This is a genomic window from Flavobacterium rhamnosi, assembly GCF_048286515.1.
In the GTDB taxonomy this organism is placed as follows: Bacteria; Bacteroidota; Bacteroidia; order Flavobacteriales; family Flavobacteriaceae; genus Flavobacterium.
On sequence record NZ_JBLVPS010000001.1, the window covers coordinates 311,238 to 328,907 of the forward strand.

The window sequence follows — 17,670 nt, forward strand, 5'->3', positions numbered from 1 at the left end:
ATAAAACAAAAAATGATAAAACAAGCTGCAATTCTCGTCTTGTTACTGAGTTTTACAATTGCTAATGCTCAAAAAGTAATTCCGCTTTACAATGGAAAAGCCCCTAATTCTAAAGAAATACCAGGACTGACTGATACCACTGCAGTTTTTTCATCGGGAAATAAAACGATTCATTTTGTTTTAAGGGTAGCCAGTCCGGATTTGACTGTTTATTTACCGGAGAAAAGTAAAGCTACGGGTATAGCGGTTATTATTTGTCCCGGTGGTGGTTATACTGGTTTGGCAATTGACCATGAAGGATATGAGATTGCCAAAAAATTAAATGAAAAAGGAATTGCAGGGTTTGTTTTAAAATACCGATTGCCTAATGCGCTATATGTTGAAAATAAACAAATAGTTCCTTTGCAGGATGCGCAACGAGCGATACAACTCGTACGAGAGAACGCTAAGCAATGGGGAATCAATCCTCATAAAATTGGTATAGAAGGGAATTCGGCAGGAGGGCATTTGGCTGCTACAGCGGGAACACAATATGAGAAAGTGCTAATTGACAATCCTCTAAAAACCAGTTTGCGTCCTGATTTTATGGTTTTAAATTATCCTGTTATCAGTATGGCGGATAGTTTGACACATTTGGGTTCGAGATATAATTTGATAGGAGAAGGATTGTCTCCTGCAGCATTAAATGCAATTATGAGTGACTGGAAAACATCAGAACAAAAATTAGCAAGTCTGTCAGTGAATGGGGAAAAAATAAAGGACTATTCTAATGAACTTCAAGTAACGACCAATACACCACCAACATTTATTACTCACGCTGTAGATGACAATACAGTCAAGGTGCAAAATTCACTAGTATTCATAGCTGCTTTACAAAAAAATAAGGTACCGGTTGAATCTTTCTTTTATGCAAAAGGAGGACATGGGTACGGCATGGATAATCCAACTAGTGCTGTAGCGTGGATAGACAGTTGTATGACCTGGATTTTAAAGATTAATAAAAGATAATAAAAGATAATAAATAGAATGATTAACCTAATCGATTAAAAAATGAAAAAAACCATTTTGCTATTACTGTTCACCTGCTTTACTATGATTGCTTTTGGACAAACAGAACTTCGCAACCTTACCGTTGAAAATTTATCCAATCCAATTGGGATTGGAGTTAAAACACCGCGTTTTAGTTGGAAATTAGTTTCCAATAAAAGAAATGTAAAGCAATCGGCTTACGAAATTCAGGTTAAAGAAGGCAAAAATACCGTTTGGGCTTCCGGAAAAGTAGCTTCTGAAGCATCCATCTTTACTAATTATGCAGGTTCTCCATTAGTATCGGATTCAAAATATACCTGGCAGGTAAGAGTTTGGGACAATCAGGGGAAGACTTCTAAATGGGCAACCGCATCGTTTGGAACTGCTTTGCTTAATTCGAACGAATGGAAAGCAACCTGGATTGGATCTGGTTTAAAAAGTGATACGGTGAATGGTATTGTACCGATGTTCAGAAAATCATTTTTGGCCAGTAAAAAAATAGCTTCTGCCAAAGTATATGTGACTTCAAGAGGCTTGTATGATGTACAGATCAACGGGAAAAGGATGGGAGATTCCTACTTGTCTCCGGGTTGGACCAGCTACAATAAGCACTTGCAATACCAAACGTATGATGTGTCTGATTTACTTTCACAAGGAAAAAATGGTATAGGAGTTTTAGTAGGGAGCGGTTGGTATCGTACGCGTTTAGCCTGGGAAAACAAGCAAAATATTTATGGAAAAGAAACAGGATTGCTTTTCCAGATGGTCATCAGATATGCTGACGGAACAACCGAAACAGTTGTTTCTGACACTTCTTGGAAAGTCAGTAATAGTCACATTCTCTATTCTGAAATTTATAACGGAGAGATTCAGGATGCGCGTTTAGAACAAAAAAATTACAGCAGTGCTAATTTTGACGATAGCAAATGGACTGCTGCAGTAGCGAAAGATTTTCCGACAGCTTATATTACGGCAGCCATCAATGAACCGATTCGCAAACATGAAAATTTAAAACCAATAACTGTTCTGACTTCTCCGAAAGGGGAAACTATCCTGGACTTTGGTCAGAATTTGGCAGGTTGGGTAAAGGTAAGCGTTCAGGGAAAAGCCGGAGATCAAATCAAACTATCGCATGTGGAAATGTTGGACAAAAAAGGAACTCCTTATTTTGAAAACTTACGTTCGGCCAAAGCACAAGCTACTTACACTTTAAGGGGCAATGGAGTTGAAACGTTTGAACCTCATTTTACGACTTTTGGTTTTCGCTATGTAAAAGTGGAAGGGATTACAGGAAAAATAAATCCTGATAATTTTACGGCTATTGCTTTGTATTCAGATGTTAAAAGAACAGGTTCTTTTGAAACTTCAAATGCATATATAAACAAATTGCAATCTAATATTCAATGGAGTCAAAAAGGTAATTTCCTGGATGTACCTACAGATTGTCCACAGCGTGATGAACGTTTGGGATGGACGGGTGATGCCGAGGTGTTTTCACGAACTGCAGCCTATAATTTTAATGTAGACCAGTTTTTTGCCAAATGGCTGATTGACGTGGCAGCTGATCAGAACGAAAATGGAGCGGTGCCATTTGTTATTCCTAACGCTTTAAAAGGATCTGGTTTTGATATGCCTGTAGGTGCTGCAGGATGGTCCGATGCAAGTATTATCATTCCTTATAATATGTATGTAAGCTATGGAGACAAGGAAGTTGTGGAAAGACAATATCCAAGTATGAAAGCCTATTTAAATTATGTGCGTGGTGCAGCCAAAAACGATTTGTGGAATACTGGTTTTCAGTTTGCGGATTGGTTGAGTTATAGAGTAGATGATTCCAAAGGAATGATCGGTATGAAATCAGCGATAACAGATAACTATTTGGTAGCCCAGTGTTTTTACGCTTACAATGTAGAAATCATGATAAAAGCGGCAACTTTATTAGGGAAAACTGATGAAGTAAAAGAATATCAATCCCTTTTGGAACGCGTTAGAAAAGCTTTTCAAACAGAGTATATGACGGCATCAGGAAAGTTAATTTCAGAAACGCAAACTGCCTATATTTTGGCTTTACAATTTGATATGTTACCGGAAAATTTAAGAGCACAAGCTGTTGAGCGTTTGGTGAAAAACATCGAAGGTTATGAGTACCATTTGACTACAGGATTTTTAGGAACACCTTTTTTAAATCCGGTTTTAACTCGTTTTGGCAGAAATGACGTGGCCTATAAATTGCTGCTACAGGATACCTATCCGTCTTGGTTGTATCCAATCAAAGCACATGGAGCCACTACAATCTGGGAACGTTGGGACTCTATGAAACCGGACGGTACTTTTCAGGACCCAAGTATGACTTCCTTTAATCACTATGCGTATGGCGCAGTGGGAGATTGGATGTATAGAACTATTGCAGGTATTGACACAAAAGAAGCGGAAGGAGCAGGTTATAAATCGATAATCATCAAACCTGAACTTGGCGGAGATCTTACGTATGCTAAAGGAAGTTTAGAAACGAATTATGGTTTGGTTTCTTCTGCCTGGAAGATCGAAAAGAACAAATTTATCCTTGATGTAGAAATTCCGGCTAATACCGATGCTACTATTGAATTCCCTACTGATAAAATAGAAACAGTGAAAGAAAACGGAGCAGCAATAAAAGTGAAAAGCAAAACTGTTGGTTCCGGAAAGTACCACTTTGAAATGGAATTGTAATTGATTTATAATCTATAATCCAGCGTAAAAAAAATCAGTACTTATTGTATTGCCTTGTAAAAAGCTATAAGGCAGTGCAATAATCTTCTTTTTAAATTGTCAAAAAAACAAATAAAACATAAAAAAGTAAAAAAAAGTTGTTTTTACAAGGACTGTGTAGGACAGTTTTGATTTAGATATTCTCTTATTTTACAACACCAGAATCATTAACGATAAATTAAGTATTAAATGGAATCATTACTCGGAATTCTTTTTCACTCAGTTGGAGGTTTCTCTTCAGGGAGTTTTTATATGCCTTTCAAAAAGGTAAAAGGATGGGCATGGGAAAGCTATTGGATAGTAGGTGGATTTTTCTCTTGGTTGGTAGTTCCGCCAATTGCAGCTTATTTAACCATACCTAATTTTGCTGAAATTATTAGCGCGGCAATTCCAACAGTTAAAGCAGTTACGTATTCTATGGGATTGATTTGGGGAATCGGAGGACTTACCTACGGTCTTGGTGTTCGCTATTTGGGAATGTCATTAGGAAATTCAATTACATTAGGTTTTTGTTCTGCCTTTGGCGCATTGGTTCCTTCTATTTATTATAATTTTTATCCTGTTGAAGGGAAAGTTTCTTTTACGGATATGCTTTCCAATACTGGAGGTCAAATCGTTCTGTTAGGTGTTTTGGTTTGCCTTATTGGTATTGCAATTTCCGGAAAAGCCGGGATGCTTAAAGAAGCTGATTTCGCTAAAGACAAACCGGAAAATAGTGATAAAGATTTTAGTTTAGTCAAAGGACTTATAATTGCTATCATTTCTGGGATTCTGAGTTCATTTTTCAATTTTGGAATAGAAGCAGGGAAACCTATGGCAGATGAAGCAGTGAGACAGGGATTTAATCCTTTATTCCAGAATAACGTGACTTATATTGTATTGCTTTGGGGAGGGCTTACAACCAATTTTATTTGGTGTATGTACCTGAATTTCAAAAATAAAACTTTTGGAGATTATACAAACAGTGCAACTCCAATCGCTAAAAATACTTTTTTCTCAGCCATTGCAGGTACGATGTGGTTTTTACAATTCTTCTTTTATGGAATGGGTGAAAGTAAGCTCGGTAACGGTGCCAGCTCTTGGATTTTACACATGGCAACTATTATTTTAACAGCAAATTTTTGGGGATTTTATTTAAAAGAATGGACGGGTGTATCCAAAAGGACTTTTAGAACATTCCTTTGGGGTATAGGTCTGATCATGGCTTCCATCTTTTTGGTAGGAATTGGAAATTCGCTTTAACATTCATAACATCCACATTCAAACTTTTTTATAACAACTTTTAATATAAACACTATGTCAAATATAAATACAAATAACATGACTTTTGAGCACGTAAGCTACCTTTGGGATGATGCTAAAGCTAATGAATTAGCAGGAGATGAAGTGGCACTTTTTATATATCGTTCTAATTTATTAGGAGCCGATTTAAGATTAACGAACTATGGCGGTGGAAACACTTCTGTGAAAATTACGGATAAAGATCCATTAACAGGAGCTGATTCTGAAGTAATGTGGATCAAAGGTTCTGGAGGAGATATTGGAACTTTAACAAGATCAGGTTGTGCAGCACTTTATTTAGAAAGACTTCGCAATTTGGAGAACGTGTACAGAGGAATCGAATTTGAAGATGAGATGGTGGAATTGTTCAATCATTGTATTTTTGACTTAGCGTCAAAAGCACCTTCTATTGATACGCCTTTACACGGTTTCTTACCCTTTAAACATATCGATCACTTGCATCCGGATGCAGCTATTGCTATCGCGGCAGCAAAAGACGGAGCAAAAATCACTGAAGAATTATTCAACGGAGAAATCGGTTGGGTGGGATGGCAACGTCCAGGTTTCGACTTAGGCTTGCAAATGCGTGCCTGTCTTGAAGAAGCAGAAGCTCGTGGTAAAAAATTAAAAGGAGTAATGTTAGGTTCTCACGGTTTGTTTACCTGGGGAGACACTTCTTACGAAAGTTATGTAAACACACTTGAAGTAATTGAAAAATGTGCTGAGTACCTGGAAAGCAACTACGGTAAAAAAGGACCCATTTTTGGAGGTCAGAAAATAGAAAGTCTTGAGGTGGAAGCACGTCAGTTAAAAGCAGCTAAGGTAGCTCCAATATTACGTGGTTTCTGTTCTTCTGAGCGCAAAATGATTGGTCATTATACAGATGACGCCAGAGTTTTGGAATTTATCAATTCAAATGATTTAGAGAAATTGGCTCCGCTTGGAACTTCTTGTCCAGACCATTTCTTACGTACCAAAATCAGTCCTTTGGTGCTGGAACTAGATCCAAATGAAGATTTATCAGATGTAGAAGCGATTAAAGCAAAATTAGCTCCTGCTTTTGAAGCGTATCGTGCGATGTATTCAGAGTATTACAATACGTGTAAGAAATCAAACTCGCCAGCGATGCGTGATCCAAATCCTGTGGTGATTTTATATCCGGGAGTGGGAATGTTTACTTTCGCAAAAGACAAAACAATGGCTCGTTTAGCATCAGAATATTATATCAATGCGGTAAACGTGATGAAAGGTGCTGAGGCAGTTTCAGAGTATACTTCATTGCCGCGTCAGGAAGCTTTTGATATCGAATATTGGTTATTGGAAGAGGCTAAATTACAACGTATGGCAAAGCCAAAAGCGTTGTCAGGTAGAATCGCTTTGATTACCGGTTCTGCAGGCGGAATAGGTAAAGCTATTGCAAAAAGATTTGCAGAAGAAGGCGCTTGTGTTGTTATCAATGATATCAATGTGGAACGTTTGGAAGGAGCTACAAGTGATTTTATCAAAACTTTTGGTAAAGATGCAGTTTCTAGTGCCTTATTAAATGTAACGGATGAAAAGAGTACAGAGAAAGCATTAGACGCTGCTTGTCTGGCCTTTGGCGGAGTAGATATTATAGTAAATAATGCAGGGATCAGCATTTCAAAATCAATTGCAGAACACAGTTTAGAAGACTGGGATAAATTATATGATATCTTGGTTAAAGGACAATTTATTGTTTCTAAAGCTGGAATAGAAGTAATGCGCAAACAAGGATTTGGTGGAGATTTAGTGAACATAGTGTCTAAGAATGCAGTAGTTGCAGGACCAAATAACCCAGGTTACGGTTCAGCAAAAGCAGCACAGGCTCACTTAACGCGTTTAATGGCTGCCGAATTAGGTGGTGATAAAATCCGCGTAAATACAGTAAATCCGGATGCAGTAATCTCTGATTCCAATATTTGGTCAGGTGGTTGGGCTGAAGGTCGTGCCAAAGCATATGGTATTACAGTGCCTGAATTGCCTGCTTACTATGCGAAACGTACGTTATTGAACGAAATTATATTGCCGGATGATATTGCTAATGCTTGTTTTGCATTCGTTGGTGGCTTGTTGAATAAGTCGACAGGAAACGCCTTGAATGTGGATGGTGGAGTAGCAATGGGCTTTTATAGATAATTTTAGATGTTTGTTTTATAACATGTCTGGTTAACATGTTAGGTTAAATTGGTTTTTAGATTGGTTTTTTTAACGTCCGTGAAATACGGACGTTAGATTTACCTAAATTTGAAAACGATTCACTACTTTACTGATTAAAAATGCATCTGGGTCTATTGTGCCAGAGCATTTTATACAATACAAAATGGTTAAAATACCGGAGTGAAATTGCAGAAAACTAAATTCTGAATTCACCAAAACTGCTGCTTTAAAATAAGTTTTTATTTACCTTTATAAAAAAATATTATGTTAATCGAATCATACAAAATAGCTTCCCATAATGATGACCTGTTGAAGGCTCATAAAAATAAATTGGTTTTCACAGCATCAGAGATTGCTGAAACCGAAACTATTATCCAAAAATTAATTGATTTCCAGATTGCTATTCCATCATGGGCTTTAGGAACAGGAGGAACACGTTTTGGTCGTTTTCCAGGAGGTGGAGAACCACGTTCTTTGGAAGAAAAAATTGAAGATGTAGGCTTGCTGCATGCTTTAAACAATTCTTCTGGAGCCATTTCACTACATATTCCATGGGATATACCGACAGACTATCAAGCCATTAAAGTTCTAGCTGCACAACACAACTTAAAATTTGATGCAGTAAATTCAAATACATTTCAAGATCAGGCTGATCAGGCGCATTCTTATAAATTTGGTTCTTTACAAAACGTAAATAAAGCGGTTCGTAAACAAGCTATTGCCCATAATATAGAAGTAATTCAACAGGGTATTGCATTGGGTTCTGAATCATTAACGGTTTGGCTTGCTGACGGTTCTTGCTTTCCGGGACAATTGAATTTCCGTAGAGCGTATCAAAATACACTAGAAAGTTTAGAAGAGATTTATGCTGCATTGCCATCCAACTGGAAAATGTATTTAGAATACAAATGTGCTGAACCTAACTTTTATTCTACCACAGTAGCCGATTGGGGACAATCGTATTCTTATGTAAAAAAATTAGGAGACAAAGCCTTCACTTTAGTTGATTTAGGCCATCATCTTCCAAATGCTAATATTGAGCAAATTGTAGCTTTACTATTAATGGAAGAAAAATTAGGTGGATTCCACTTCAATGATTCGAAATATGGGGATGATGATTTAACGGCTGGTGCATTAAAACCATACCAATTATTCTTGATTTTCAACGAATTGGTAGAAGGAATGGATGCCAGAGGAATGAATCATGCCAAAGATCTGGGCTGGATGATTGATGCTTCTCATAACGTAAAAGATCCGATGGAAGATCTATTGCAATCGGTAGAAGCTATTATGGTTGCTTATGCACAAGCACTATCAGTTGACAGAAAAGCGTTGGAAATTGCTCAAAATGAAAATGATGTTGTAACCGCGCAAGAGATTTTGCAAAATGCATTCCGCACGGATGTTCGCGCCTTAGTTGCCGAAGCACGCTTGCGCTCTGGAGCTGCATTGAATCCGGTTGGATTATACCGTGATCTTGCAGTAAGAAAGGGGCTTATCACTGAAAGAGGATTTAAAACAGTAGCGACAGGCTTGTAAAAACCAATCAAAAATGAATGTAGTAGCGATTTTTGATATTGGAAAAACAAACAAAAAAGTCTTTCTGTTTAATGAAAACTATCAAATTGTCTGGGAAAGATCAGCAAATTTTGCTGAAACAGCAGATGAGGATGGTTTCCCTTGCGAAGATATTGCAGAACTTAAAAAATGGATAGCAGACAGGTTGTCGGAACTGCAGGAATTAAAAGAGTATTTTTTAAAAGCGATAAATTTTAGTACGTACGGAGCTAGTTTTATTTATGTCGACGAAGAAGGTAATACTTTAACACCATTATATAATTATCTAAAACCGTATCCTGAAGCTCTGAAAAAGGAGTTTTATGATAAATACAAAGGAGAAGAAAAGTTTGCTTTAAAAACAGCTTCTCCTGTTTTAGGAAGTTTAAATTCCGGAATGCAGATTTACCGTCTGAAAGAAGAAAAGCCTGAATTATTTGCCAAAGTGAAGTATTGTCTGCACTTGCCGCAATATTTAAGTTTTCTTTTAACGGGGAAATATTTTGCAGATATCACCAGTATCGGTTGTCATACCAATCTTTGGAATTTCAAGAAGATGAAGTATCACAAATGGATTAAAAAAGAAAATATAGCAGAGAAGATCCCGCCGATTCATTATGCGGAAGATGTCATAAAATTAGCGAACGGTATTGCTGTTGGTGTAGGATTACATGACAGCTCATCGGCGATTATTCCGTATACAATAAATTTTACAGAACCTTTCGTTCTGTTATCAACCGGAACCTGGAGCATTTCCATGAATCCGTTCAATGACACACCATTGACTTTTGAAGAATTAAAATACGACTGTTTGTGTTATTTGCAATACAAAGAAAAGCCAGTTAAGGCAGCTCGGTTGTTTGCAGGTAATGAACATGAGGTACAAACCAAAAAGTTAGCGAGTCATTTTGGAGTGCCGTTGGACACTTATAAAGAGGTAGTTTTTAATAAAGATATCGTTGCTAAGCTGAGAGAGATTAACCTTAAATATTATTCTTCAAAGGGTGATAAATACGAAATTCTTAAAGAATCTCCTTTTGAAAAAAGAAATCTTAGTGATTTCAAAAATTACGAAATAGCTTATCATCAATTGATGTTGGATATTATGGCACAGCAAATACTTTCGACCCAATTAGTGATTCATAACAGTCCGGTTAAAAAAATATTTGTTGACGGTGGTTTTAGTAAAAACGCTATTTTTATGAATTTACTGGCAGAAGCTTTTCCGAAAATGGAAGTCTATGCCGCTTCTATGGCGCAAGCCAGTGCTTTAGGTGCTGCCTTGGCGATTCATAAAAACTGGAATCCAAAACCGATTCAAAACGATTTGATTGATTTAAAATTTTACAAACATTAATATGAAAATTGGACTTTTTATACCCTGTTACGTTGACCAATTTTATCCCAAAGTAGCAATTGCAACCTACGAATTATTGCAGAAATTAGGCTGTGATGTTCGTTTTCCAATGAAGCAAACCTGTTGTGGACAACCGATGGCTAACAGTGGATATGCCCATTTGACGAAAGGTTGTGATACTAATTTTATTGCCAATTTTGCGGAGTTTGATTATATAGTTTGTCCTTCGGGAAGTTGTGTATTGCACGTAAAAGAGCATTTGCATGATGAAAATAATGAAGCATTGGCTTCTCAGATGAGAAAACGAGTTTTCGAATTAACCGAGTTTATTACTGATATTTTGAAAGTCGAAATGATTCCCGGAAATTTCCCTCACAAAGTAGGGATGCATCAAAGTTGCCATGGACAACGTGGATTGAAGCTTTCACAAATGAGTGAGTTGAATGCGCCATTTTTCTCTAAACCGGAGCAGTTATTAGGTAAAATAAAAGGGATAGATCTGGTTTCACTCAATCGAAAAGATGAATGTTGTGGATTCGGAGGTACTTTTTGTGTAACCGAAGAAGCGATTTCTGTAAAAATGGGAGTCGATCGCATAAAAGACCATGCAGACCATCAGGTAGAATACATTACCGGAGGAGATATGTCCTGTTTAATGCATTTAGAAGGCATTTTGAAAAGACAAAAAAGCCCTATTAAAATTATTCACATAGCGGAAATATTAAACTCGATATGAAAGACAATTTAGAACATAGCGAAGCCGCAGCGATTTTTAATAAAGATGTTAAACGAGTGGACTGGCATGACGAAACGCTTTGGTTTGTTCGTGAAAAACGAGATAAAGCAGCTTTTCAAATTCCGGGATGGGAATTGCTAAGAGAAACAGCTTCACAAATAAAAAACAATGTACTTTCGAATATTCATGATTATTTAATTGAATTTGAAGCGAATGCCCAGAAGAACGGAGTTATTATTCATTGGGCAGCGGATGGCGATGAACACAATAAAATAGTCCATTCTATAATGGAAAAGCATGGCGTGAAGCAGATGGTAAAGTCTAAATCGATGCTTACCGAGGAATGCCATTTGAATGAATATCTATCGGAGAAAGGAATTGATGTAATTGATTCGGATTTAGGAGAACGAATCGTTCAGCTTAGAAAAGAACCGCCAAGTCATATTGTTTTGCCTGCTATTCACCTCAAAAAAGAAGATGTAAGTGAAACTTTCCATGAACACCTTGGAACAGAAAAAGGAAATAATGATCCACAATATTTAACGGAAGCAGCAAGATTGCATCTGAGAGATACTTTCCTTACCAGAAAAGTGGCTTTGACGGGAGTCAATTTTGCCATTGCTGAAACAGGTGAAATTGTAGTTTGTACCAATGAAGGTAATGCGGATATGGGTGTGCATCTTGCTGATGTGCATATTGCCTGTATGGGTTTCGAAAAAATAATTCCCAAGCGCAAACACTTGAGTGTTTTCCTTCGATTATTGGCAAGAAGTGCAACGGGACAACCGATTACCACTTTTTCCAGTCATTTTAAAACACCAAGAGACGGGAAAGAAATGCATATTGTTATTGTCGATAATGGCAGAACGACCCAATTAGGCAGAGAAGATTTCAGAAATTCATTGAAGTGCATCCGTTGTGGGGCCTGTATGAATACCTGTCCTGTTTACAGACGAAGTGGAGGGCACAGTTATCATAATGCAGTGGCGGGGCCTATTGGTTCTATATTAGCGCCAAATCTCGACATGAGTAAAAACGCTGATTTGCCTTTTGCCAGCACCCTTTGTGGTTCCTGTACCAATGTTTGTCCTGTAAAGATTGATATTCACGATCAATTGTATAAATGGCGTCAGGTATTGGTAAAAGAAGGACATTCTCCGCTAGGGAAAACTGTTGCAATGAAAGGAATGGCAACCGTTTTGGCAAATCCTATGGTTTTTGATTTAGCTGGAAAAGCTGGAAGATTTGTGATGAAAAACATACCAGTTCTGGTCAATAACAGCCTTAATCCTTGGTACAAACAAAGAGAAATGCCTGCACCACCTGAAGAATCCTTTAGAGAATGGTACAAGAAAAATGCAAAGGAATCTAAAGACAAGCAAAATGAGTAGCAGAGCCACTATTTTAGAAAAAATAAAACAAAACCAACCAACAGGAACCAGTGAATTGCCTGATTTGAATACATTAGGACTGGAAGCTTTTGAGATATTGGATAAATACAAAAAGGTCTTACAGGGTATTGGCGGAGACTTTGTCGAAGTTCCTGATTATGAAGCTGTAATTGCCTTTGTTAAAAAAAATTATGCTACTGAAAAAAGGATGATTACCACCCTTCCGGAACTTGCTGAAATAGCAACGACAGACTGGTTTAATGATGATCCGCATACGTTAGAAAATGTAGAGTTGACTTTGGTTAAAGCTCATTTTGGCGTTGCTGAAAATTCAGCATTATGGGTAACAGATGATGTATTGGGACAACGCGTCTCTACATTTATTCCTCAATATTTGGCAATTATAGTCCATAAAAAAGACATTGTGGCTACAATGCATCAGGCGTATGACCGTATCGGTAATCAAGAATATGGTTTTGGGACTTTTATAGCCGGACCTTCAAAAACTGCGGATATTGAACAATCGTTAGTTTTAGGTGCTCATGGAGCGCGTGGGTTAACAGTGTTTCTTATGGATTAAGTTTTTTTTTTCAAGGTACCAATTAGAGTCGGAAGGAAGTAGAATAAATTTTTGCATTACGAATTTCAAAAAATAGAAACATTAACTTTTAGTGAAAATTTATAATGGAAGAAAGCAACAAAACCTTAGGAGAATTTATTATTGAAAACCAGAAAGATTTTCAATATTCGTCAGGCGAATTATCCCGAATCTTCAACTCTATCCGATTGGCTGCAAAAGTAGTCAGTTATAAAGTGAACAAAGCGGGACTAGTTGATATTATTGGATCAGCAGGGGATAAAAACATTCAAGGTGAAGACCAGCAAAAATTAGATGTTTACGCCAATGAAACTTTTATTCAAACCTTAATAAATCGTGAAATTGTATGTGGTATTGCATCAGAGGAAAATGATGATTTTATCACCGTACAAGGTAGTGACAACAGCAATAATAACAAATATGTCGTTTTGATGGATCCTTTAGACGGTTCTTCAAATATAGATGTGAATGTTTCAGTTGGAACTATTTTTTCTGTTTACAGAAGAATTTCTCCCTTAGGGACGCCAGTTACATTAGAAGATTTTTTACAGCCTGGAATCAACCAGGTTGCAGCGGGTTATGTGATTTATGGAACATCAACGATGATTATTTATACTACAGGTCACGGTGTAAATGGGTTTACTTTAAATCCTGCTATTGGGACTTTTTACCTGTCACATCCAAAGATGAAATTTCCGGTTGATGGCTCCATTTATTCTGTAAATGAGGGGAATTATGTCCATTTTCCACAAGGAGTTAAAGACTATATTAAATATTGCCAGTTGGAAGAAGAGGACAGACCTTATACCTCAAGGTATATAGGGAGTTTAGCTTCCGATATGCATAGAAATATGATTAAAGGCGGAATCTATATGTATCCCACGAGCTCTGAGGCCTCCAAAGGAAAATTACGACTGTTGTATGAATGCAATCCGATGGCATTTATAGCGGAGCAGGCGGGAGGCAAAGCCTCAGACGGCGTTTCCAGGATAATGGAAATTATGCCTACAGCATTGCATGAGAGAACTCCTTTCTTTTGTGGTAGTGCTAATATGGTGGAGAAAGTTGAAGAATTTATACATGAAGCAACGCTGAAAGATCGCTAGTACAAGTCCTCTTGAATCGCGGTACAAAAAAAAAATGATTGGATTTCTATGATTTAACAAGGATTATTATAGAGAAGCGAAACGAACTAAATAATAATCAGAAAAAATATAATGGCCCGTAAACTCAATGTTTTCGGGCTATTCTGCTTTTAGTAATGTCTGTATATTCAACGCTCTTTTTGAATGGTCTTCCGTAGACATTATAAGACAAAGATGGGATCAAGAATAATACTTGGGACTAAAGTTTGAATTCTAGATTTGTATCTCTTAATTTTGATCCTCGCATAAATATACTAGTCCCCTAAAATAATGCTTGATACCCAGATGCGACCAGTTCAATTCTCGATATAGCGTGCAGAGAATTTGTTCGTCTTGAAAAATGACCTCATTGCATAGTATATCAGGAAGAAACCTTATCCATAAAACTACTTTTTAATATACTTGTCAATGATGTACTGAGAAATGGGTTTTAATGGTTTACCATTTTCAGGATGAAAGCCTGCAGTATTAAAATATTCCAGTTTGCCGTTGTTCTTGCAATACCAGACTATCGCTTTGTTTTTTTGAAAGAATGAAGTTTGCAGGGTTACCTCTATTTTTTTTAATTTTAATTCTTCCGCTGTGGTGGGTTTTATTTCATTCAGTACTCCAATTCCTGCAATTGTACAATCAACTACTTCATAATGATCATTTTGCCACTGTATACAATCTTTTTTTGGAGAAATGAATTCCTTAACTCCATATCCCGACACTAAAAACACCAGTAGCAGCATTAGTATTTTTCCGATTTGTTTTACTGAAATGGTTTTGTTTTGTATTTGTGCCAGTATTGCTAATGGCGAAGCTTTTGCTTTGATTGTATTGTCAAAAATTGCAATTGTTCTGGCGGGGCTGGTCTCATTTCTTTCTTCTTGAGATGTATAACCAACGGTATCCAGAATAGAATATCCCGGTTGTTCTTCTGTAAGAACTATAGTCGCCTTAGTTTCTTTTAAAAACCGTTGTATAGGTCTGGGATTAAAATCGACTAAAATTGCAGCCATATTGACCGCGGTAATATCGGTTAATTCTGTTTTCCCTTTTAAGAAAGAACCGATAGGTTTAAACCGATCTACTTGATTTCGTAGTTTGCCCATATTGTCCGGATTAAATTCAAACCCAAAAAAAGCATTAAAAGAATAAAGATCATCCGAGCTTTTATTTTCTTTAAAAATCATTTCACATAACATTCTTAATCGTGCAGGTGAAGGGTTGACTAAAAAACTGGAATGGATACCTGTCTTTTCTTTTTCGTATTTTGATTTTATAGCTTCTTTGTAATTTTTTTCCATAATCTGTATCGGAATTTATTAGAATTTTTCGGAATTCGTCGGCATCTTTCAGAATCTTCGGAAGGGACGGAATTCCGTCGTGCTATTCAATATAAACAGCCATTTCTTTGCCTTAGAATTAGTTACTGCCTTGACATGCATAAGAGGTAAATGTACAAAACTAGTTCTTATAGTGATGTTGAGACAGTACGGAATAATTATCCGGGAAGTATAATTTATACTGTATTGTTTCGGCTCACTACACTTCCCGAACCAAAATACAATGCTAAGGCCTTAATGATATTCGAATTACTAATTCGAAGAGCCATAGTCATGTCTAATTTTTAATTCTAAAAAAATGAAAAAAAATGTTTTTATCGCGGTATTTGCAGTATCGGGTTTAGTGTTCGTATCCTGTACAGCAGATACGGAAGGGCTGGAAAACACAACTCAAAACCAAAAAGAGTTGGTGTTATCACAAGAAAAGGATGAATTGTTTTCACGAGAAGATGACAGTATTACCGTGACAATCCCTGATTTGCCTCAGGGGCCTGGTGATGATCCTATCGTAGTACCGCCACCGCCAAAACCGTAATCCATGAATTAATTCGGTTTATTACAGATTAATCACTAATTTCGGGGAAAGTTCAAAATATGTTACGTTCCCCGATTTTTATTTTTTTATTCTTATTCACACTCCTTTCTTGTAATAATCCTTCAAAAACAAAAACTAGCACTTCTACGGATACAATTGAGAATAAAAATAAGCTTCAGGCTAGAATATATTTAGAAAAAGGAATTTCGTATTATACTAGTCAAAAATTTGATAGTGCTTTTTATTATTATAACCGTTCCAGAATACTATATGAGTTAGAAAAAGACAGCGTAGGAGTTGTCTATAATTTAATTCAAATGGCAAGCACACAACAAATTGCTGGAGATTATTTTGGAAGCGAGAAAAGCGCCTTAGAATCTCTAACCTATGCCCCAAAAAAATCTATATATGAAGCCGCAGCTTACAATTTATTAGGCATTTCTTCGAAAGCGCTTCATAATTATAATGATGCCTTATATTATTATGAGAAAGCTAAGCTAACTACGAAAGATACTGTACCCCAAATTTCTATTGAAAATAATAAAGCATCCGTTTATATTGAAAAAAAAGAGTTTGGTACCTCCATAAAAATATTAGAATCTATTCTAAAATCAACTGTTTTGGATACTGTCTTTGTGACAAAATCGAGAGCATTGGATAATCTGGGTTATTCGTATTATAAAGTAAATCGAATTCAGGAGGGTTTAGATTTAATGACAGAAGCCTTAGCTATCAGAGAAAGAAGAAATGATTCCTTTGGTATTATAGGAAGCAATTTACATCTTTCTGAATATTTTTTAAAAAGCGACCCTAAAAAGGCTAATGGATATGCACTGGCAGCGTATCATACCGCTATGTCAATTCATAGTATTGATGAGAGGCTGGAATCTTTATCTTTTTTGATTAACAACGATTTAAAAAATGGAAAACATAATTATGCGATTTCGTTCATAAGGCTCAATGACAGCATTATTAAAGTTCGTAATAATGCTAAAAATCAATTCGCAAAAATTAAATACGATGTAGATCAAAATAGAGCAGAAAATTTAAAACTTAGAACCCAAGAGACAGAAAGTGCTTTATCATTGGAGAAACAAAAAAACAGTAAATTAGTATTAGGTTTTATATTATTGGCTTTCATAACTGCAGCTTTTTTTACGTATTATCATTTAACAGAAAAAAACAAAAAGGAAAAACTTCAGGCAACATATCAAGCAGAAACACGATTGTCTAAAAAAGTGCACGACGAATTAGCAAATGATGTATTCAATACTATGACTTTTGCAGAAGCTAAAGACTTGGCAGAAGGGAATAATAAGCAAATATTACTTACTAATTTGGATAATCTTTATATCCGCACCCGAAATATTTCTAAAGAAAATAGCACAATTGAGACCAATGAACATTTCTTTGAATCCTTAAAGGAAATGATTCAGGGATATCGAAGTGAGCAGGTAAATATGATTTTAAAGGATAGTGACGCCATTGACTGGAACAGGGTAGAAGAGAATAAAAAGATTGTAGTTTATCGTGTAATACAGGAGTTATTGGTTAATATGAAGAAACACAGTCAATGCAGTTTAGTGTTAATACGTTTTCAAAAAACTAAAAACAGCATAGAAGTCAACTATTCCGATAATGGAATAGGGATGGATTTAGATATAAAAATATCAAAAAGTGGATTGAAGAATGTAGAAACCCGTGTTGCAAGTATTCAGGGAACAACTACTTTTGACGCAGTACCTAATAAAGGAGTTAAAGTCTATTTTTCATTTCCGGCATAA

General features: G+C 36.4%; 13 protein-coding genes. 12 read left to right on the top strand and 1 reads right to left on the bottom strand.

Going from position 1 to position 17,670, the window contains the following annotated elements; genetic code table 11:
* Positions 1-12: 12 nt before the first annotated feature.
* The 10 genes from ACNQGN_RS01325 (at position 13) to fbp (ending at position 13,981) form a co-directional block, all read left to right on the top strand.
* Positions 13-1,008, top strand: coding sequence for an alpha/beta hydrolase (locus ACNQGN_RS01325; protein ID WP_417986076.1), 996 nt, complete (start codon positions 13-15; stop codon positions 1,006-1,008).
* Positions 1,009-1,050: 42 nt separating this feature from the next.
* Positions 1,051-3,738 carry a family 78 glycoside hydrolase catalytic domain gene (locus ACNQGN_RS01330; protein WP_417986077.1) on the top strand — a complete coding sequence of 896 codons (2,688 nt, stop codon included), beginning with the start codon at positions 1,051-1,053 and terminating at the stop codon, positions 3,736-3,738.
* Between the two features lie 228 nt (positions 3,739-3,966).
* A complete protein-coding gene (gene rhaT, locus ACNQGN_RS01335; protein ID WP_417986078.1) occupies positions 3,967-5,019 on the top strand; it encodes an L-rhamnose/proton symporter RhaT in 1,053 nt (350 codons plus the stop codon).
* A gap of 54 nt (positions 5,020-5,073) precedes the next feature.
* Positions 5,074-7,215 carry a bifunctional aldolase/short-chain dehydrogenase gene (locus tag ACNQGN_RS01340; RefSeq protein WP_417986079.1) on the top strand — a complete coding sequence of 714 codons (2,142 nt, stop codon included), beginning with the start codon at positions 5,074-5,076 and terminating at the stop codon, positions 7,213-7,215.
* Positions 7,216-7,500: 285 nt separating this feature from the next.
* Entirely contained in the window at positions 7,501-8,775 is a 1,275-nt protein-coding gene (locus ACNQGN_RS01345) for a sugar isomerase (protein ID WP_417986080.1), read from the top strand.
* Between the two features lie 13 nt (positions 8,776-8,788).
* Complete coding sequence (locus tag ACNQGN_RS01350; RefSeq protein WP_417986081.1) at positions 8,789-10,150, top strand: FGGY-family carbohydrate kinase; 1,362 nt, start codon at positions 8,789-8,791, stop codon at positions 10,148-10,150.
* 1 nt (position 10,151) lies between these two features.
* Positions 10,152-10,886 carry a (Fe-S)-binding protein gene (locus ACNQGN_RS01355; RefSeq protein WP_417986082.1) on the top strand — a complete coding sequence of 245 codons (735 nt, stop codon included), beginning with the start codon at positions 10,152-10,154 and terminating at the stop codon, positions 10,884-10,886.
* Positions 10,883-12,277, top strand: a complete 1,395-nt coding sequence (locus ACNQGN_RS01360; RefSeq protein WP_417986083.1) for a lactate utilization protein B — start codon at positions 10,883-10,885, stop codon at positions 12,275-12,277. Before ACNQGN_RS01355 ends, ACNQGN_RS01360 begins: the two co-directional genes overlap by 4 nt.
* On the top strand, positions 12,270-12,857 hold the full coding sequence (locus ACNQGN_RS01365) for a LutC/YkgG family protein (protein WP_417986084.1): 588 nt from the start codon (positions 12,270-12,272) through the stop codon (positions 12,855-12,857). The genes ACNQGN_RS01360 and ACNQGN_RS01365 overlap by 8 nt, the downstream gene beginning before the upstream one ends.
* Before the next feature lie 104 nt (positions 12,858-12,961).
* On the top strand, positions 12,962-13,981 hold the full coding sequence (fbp, locus tag ACNQGN_RS01370) for a class 1 fructose-bisphosphatase (RefSeq protein ID WP_417986085.1): 1,020 nt from the start codon (positions 12,962-12,964) through the stop codon (positions 13,979-13,981).
* A 425-nt stretch (positions 13,982-14,406) separates the two neighbouring features.
* Here the strand turns inward: fbp and ACNQGN_RS01375 are convergent, their stop codons facing one another.
* A complete protein-coding gene (locus tag ACNQGN_RS01375; protein WP_417986086.1) occupies positions 14,407-15,312 on the bottom strand; it encodes a hypothetical protein in 906 nt (301 codons plus the stop codon).
* Positions 15,313-15,649: 337 nt separating this feature from the next.
* Between ACNQGN_RS01375 and ACNQGN_RS01380 the strand changes: the two genes are divergently transcribed.
* The gene (locus ACNQGN_RS01380; RefSeq protein ID WP_417986087.1) at positions 15,650-15,886 is read left to right on the top strand and encodes a hypothetical protein; all 237 of its coding nucleotides are present in this window, start codon (positions 15,650-15,652) and stop codon (positions 15,884-15,886) included.
* Positions 15,887-15,945: 59 nt separating this feature from the next.
* The gene (locus tag ACNQGN_RS01385; protein ID WP_417986088.1) at positions 15,946-17,670 is read left to right on the top strand and encodes a tetratricopeptide repeat-containing sensor histidine kinase; all 1,725 of its coding nucleotides are present in this window, start codon (positions 15,946-15,948) and stop codon (positions 17,668-17,670) included.

What these genes read in the sequence shown, in the direction of transcription:
- rhaT (WP_417986078.1), top strand. Translation starts at nt 3,967, where the DNA reads ATGGAATCATTACTCGGAATTCTTTTTCACTCAGTTGGAGGTTTCTCT.
- ACNQGN_RS01350 (WP_417986081.1), top strand. Translation starts at nt 8,789, where the DNA reads ATGAATGTAGTAGCGATTTTTGATATTGGAAAAACAAACAAAAAAGTC.
- ACNQGN_RS01365 (WP_417986084.1), top strand. Translation starts at nt 12,270, where the DNA reads ATGAGTAGCAGAGCCACTATTTTAGAAAAAATAAAACAAAACCAACCA.
- ACNQGN_RS01355 (WP_417986082.1), top strand. Translation starts at nt 10,152, where the DNA reads ATGAAAATTGGACTTTTTATACCCTGTTACGTTGACCAATTTTATCCC.
- ACNQGN_RS01345 (WP_417986080.1), top strand. Translation starts at nt 7,501, where the DNA reads ATGTTAATCGAATCATACAAAATAGCTTCCCATAATGATGACCTGTTG.
- ACNQGN_RS01380 (WP_417986087.1), top strand. Translation starts at nt 15,650, where the DNA reads ATGAAAAAAAATGTTTTTATCGCGGTATTTGCAGTATCGGGTTTAGTG.
- ACNQGN_RS01325 (WP_417986076.1), top strand. Translation starts at nt 13, where the DNA reads ATGATAAAACAAGCTGCAATTCTCGTCTTGTTACTGAGTTTTACAATT.
- ACNQGN_RS01375 (WP_417986086.1), bottom strand. Translation starts at nt 15,312, where the DNA reads ATGGAAAAAAATTACAAAGAAGCTATAAAATCAAAATACGAAAAAGAA.
- ACNQGN_RS01360 (WP_417986083.1), top strand. Translation starts at nt 10,883, where the DNA reads ATGAAAGACAATTTAGAACATAGCGAAGCCGCAGCGATTTTTAATAAA.
- ACNQGN_RS01340 (WP_417986079.1), top strand. Translation starts at nt 5,074, where the DNA reads ATGTCAAATATAAATACAAATAACATGACTTTTGAGCACGTAAGCTAC.
- ACNQGN_RS01385 (WP_417986088.1), top strand. Translation starts at nt 15,946, where the DNA reads ATGTTACGTTCCCCGATTTTTATTTTTTTATTCTTATTCACACTCCTT.
- fbp (WP_417986085.1), top strand. Translation starts at nt 12,962, where the DNA reads ATGGAAGAAAGCAACAAAACCTTAGGAGAATTTATTATTGAAAACCAG.
- ACNQGN_RS01330 (WP_417986077.1), top strand. Translation starts at nt 1,051, where the DNA reads ATGAAAAAAACCATTTTGCTATTACTGTTCACCTGCTTTACTATGATT.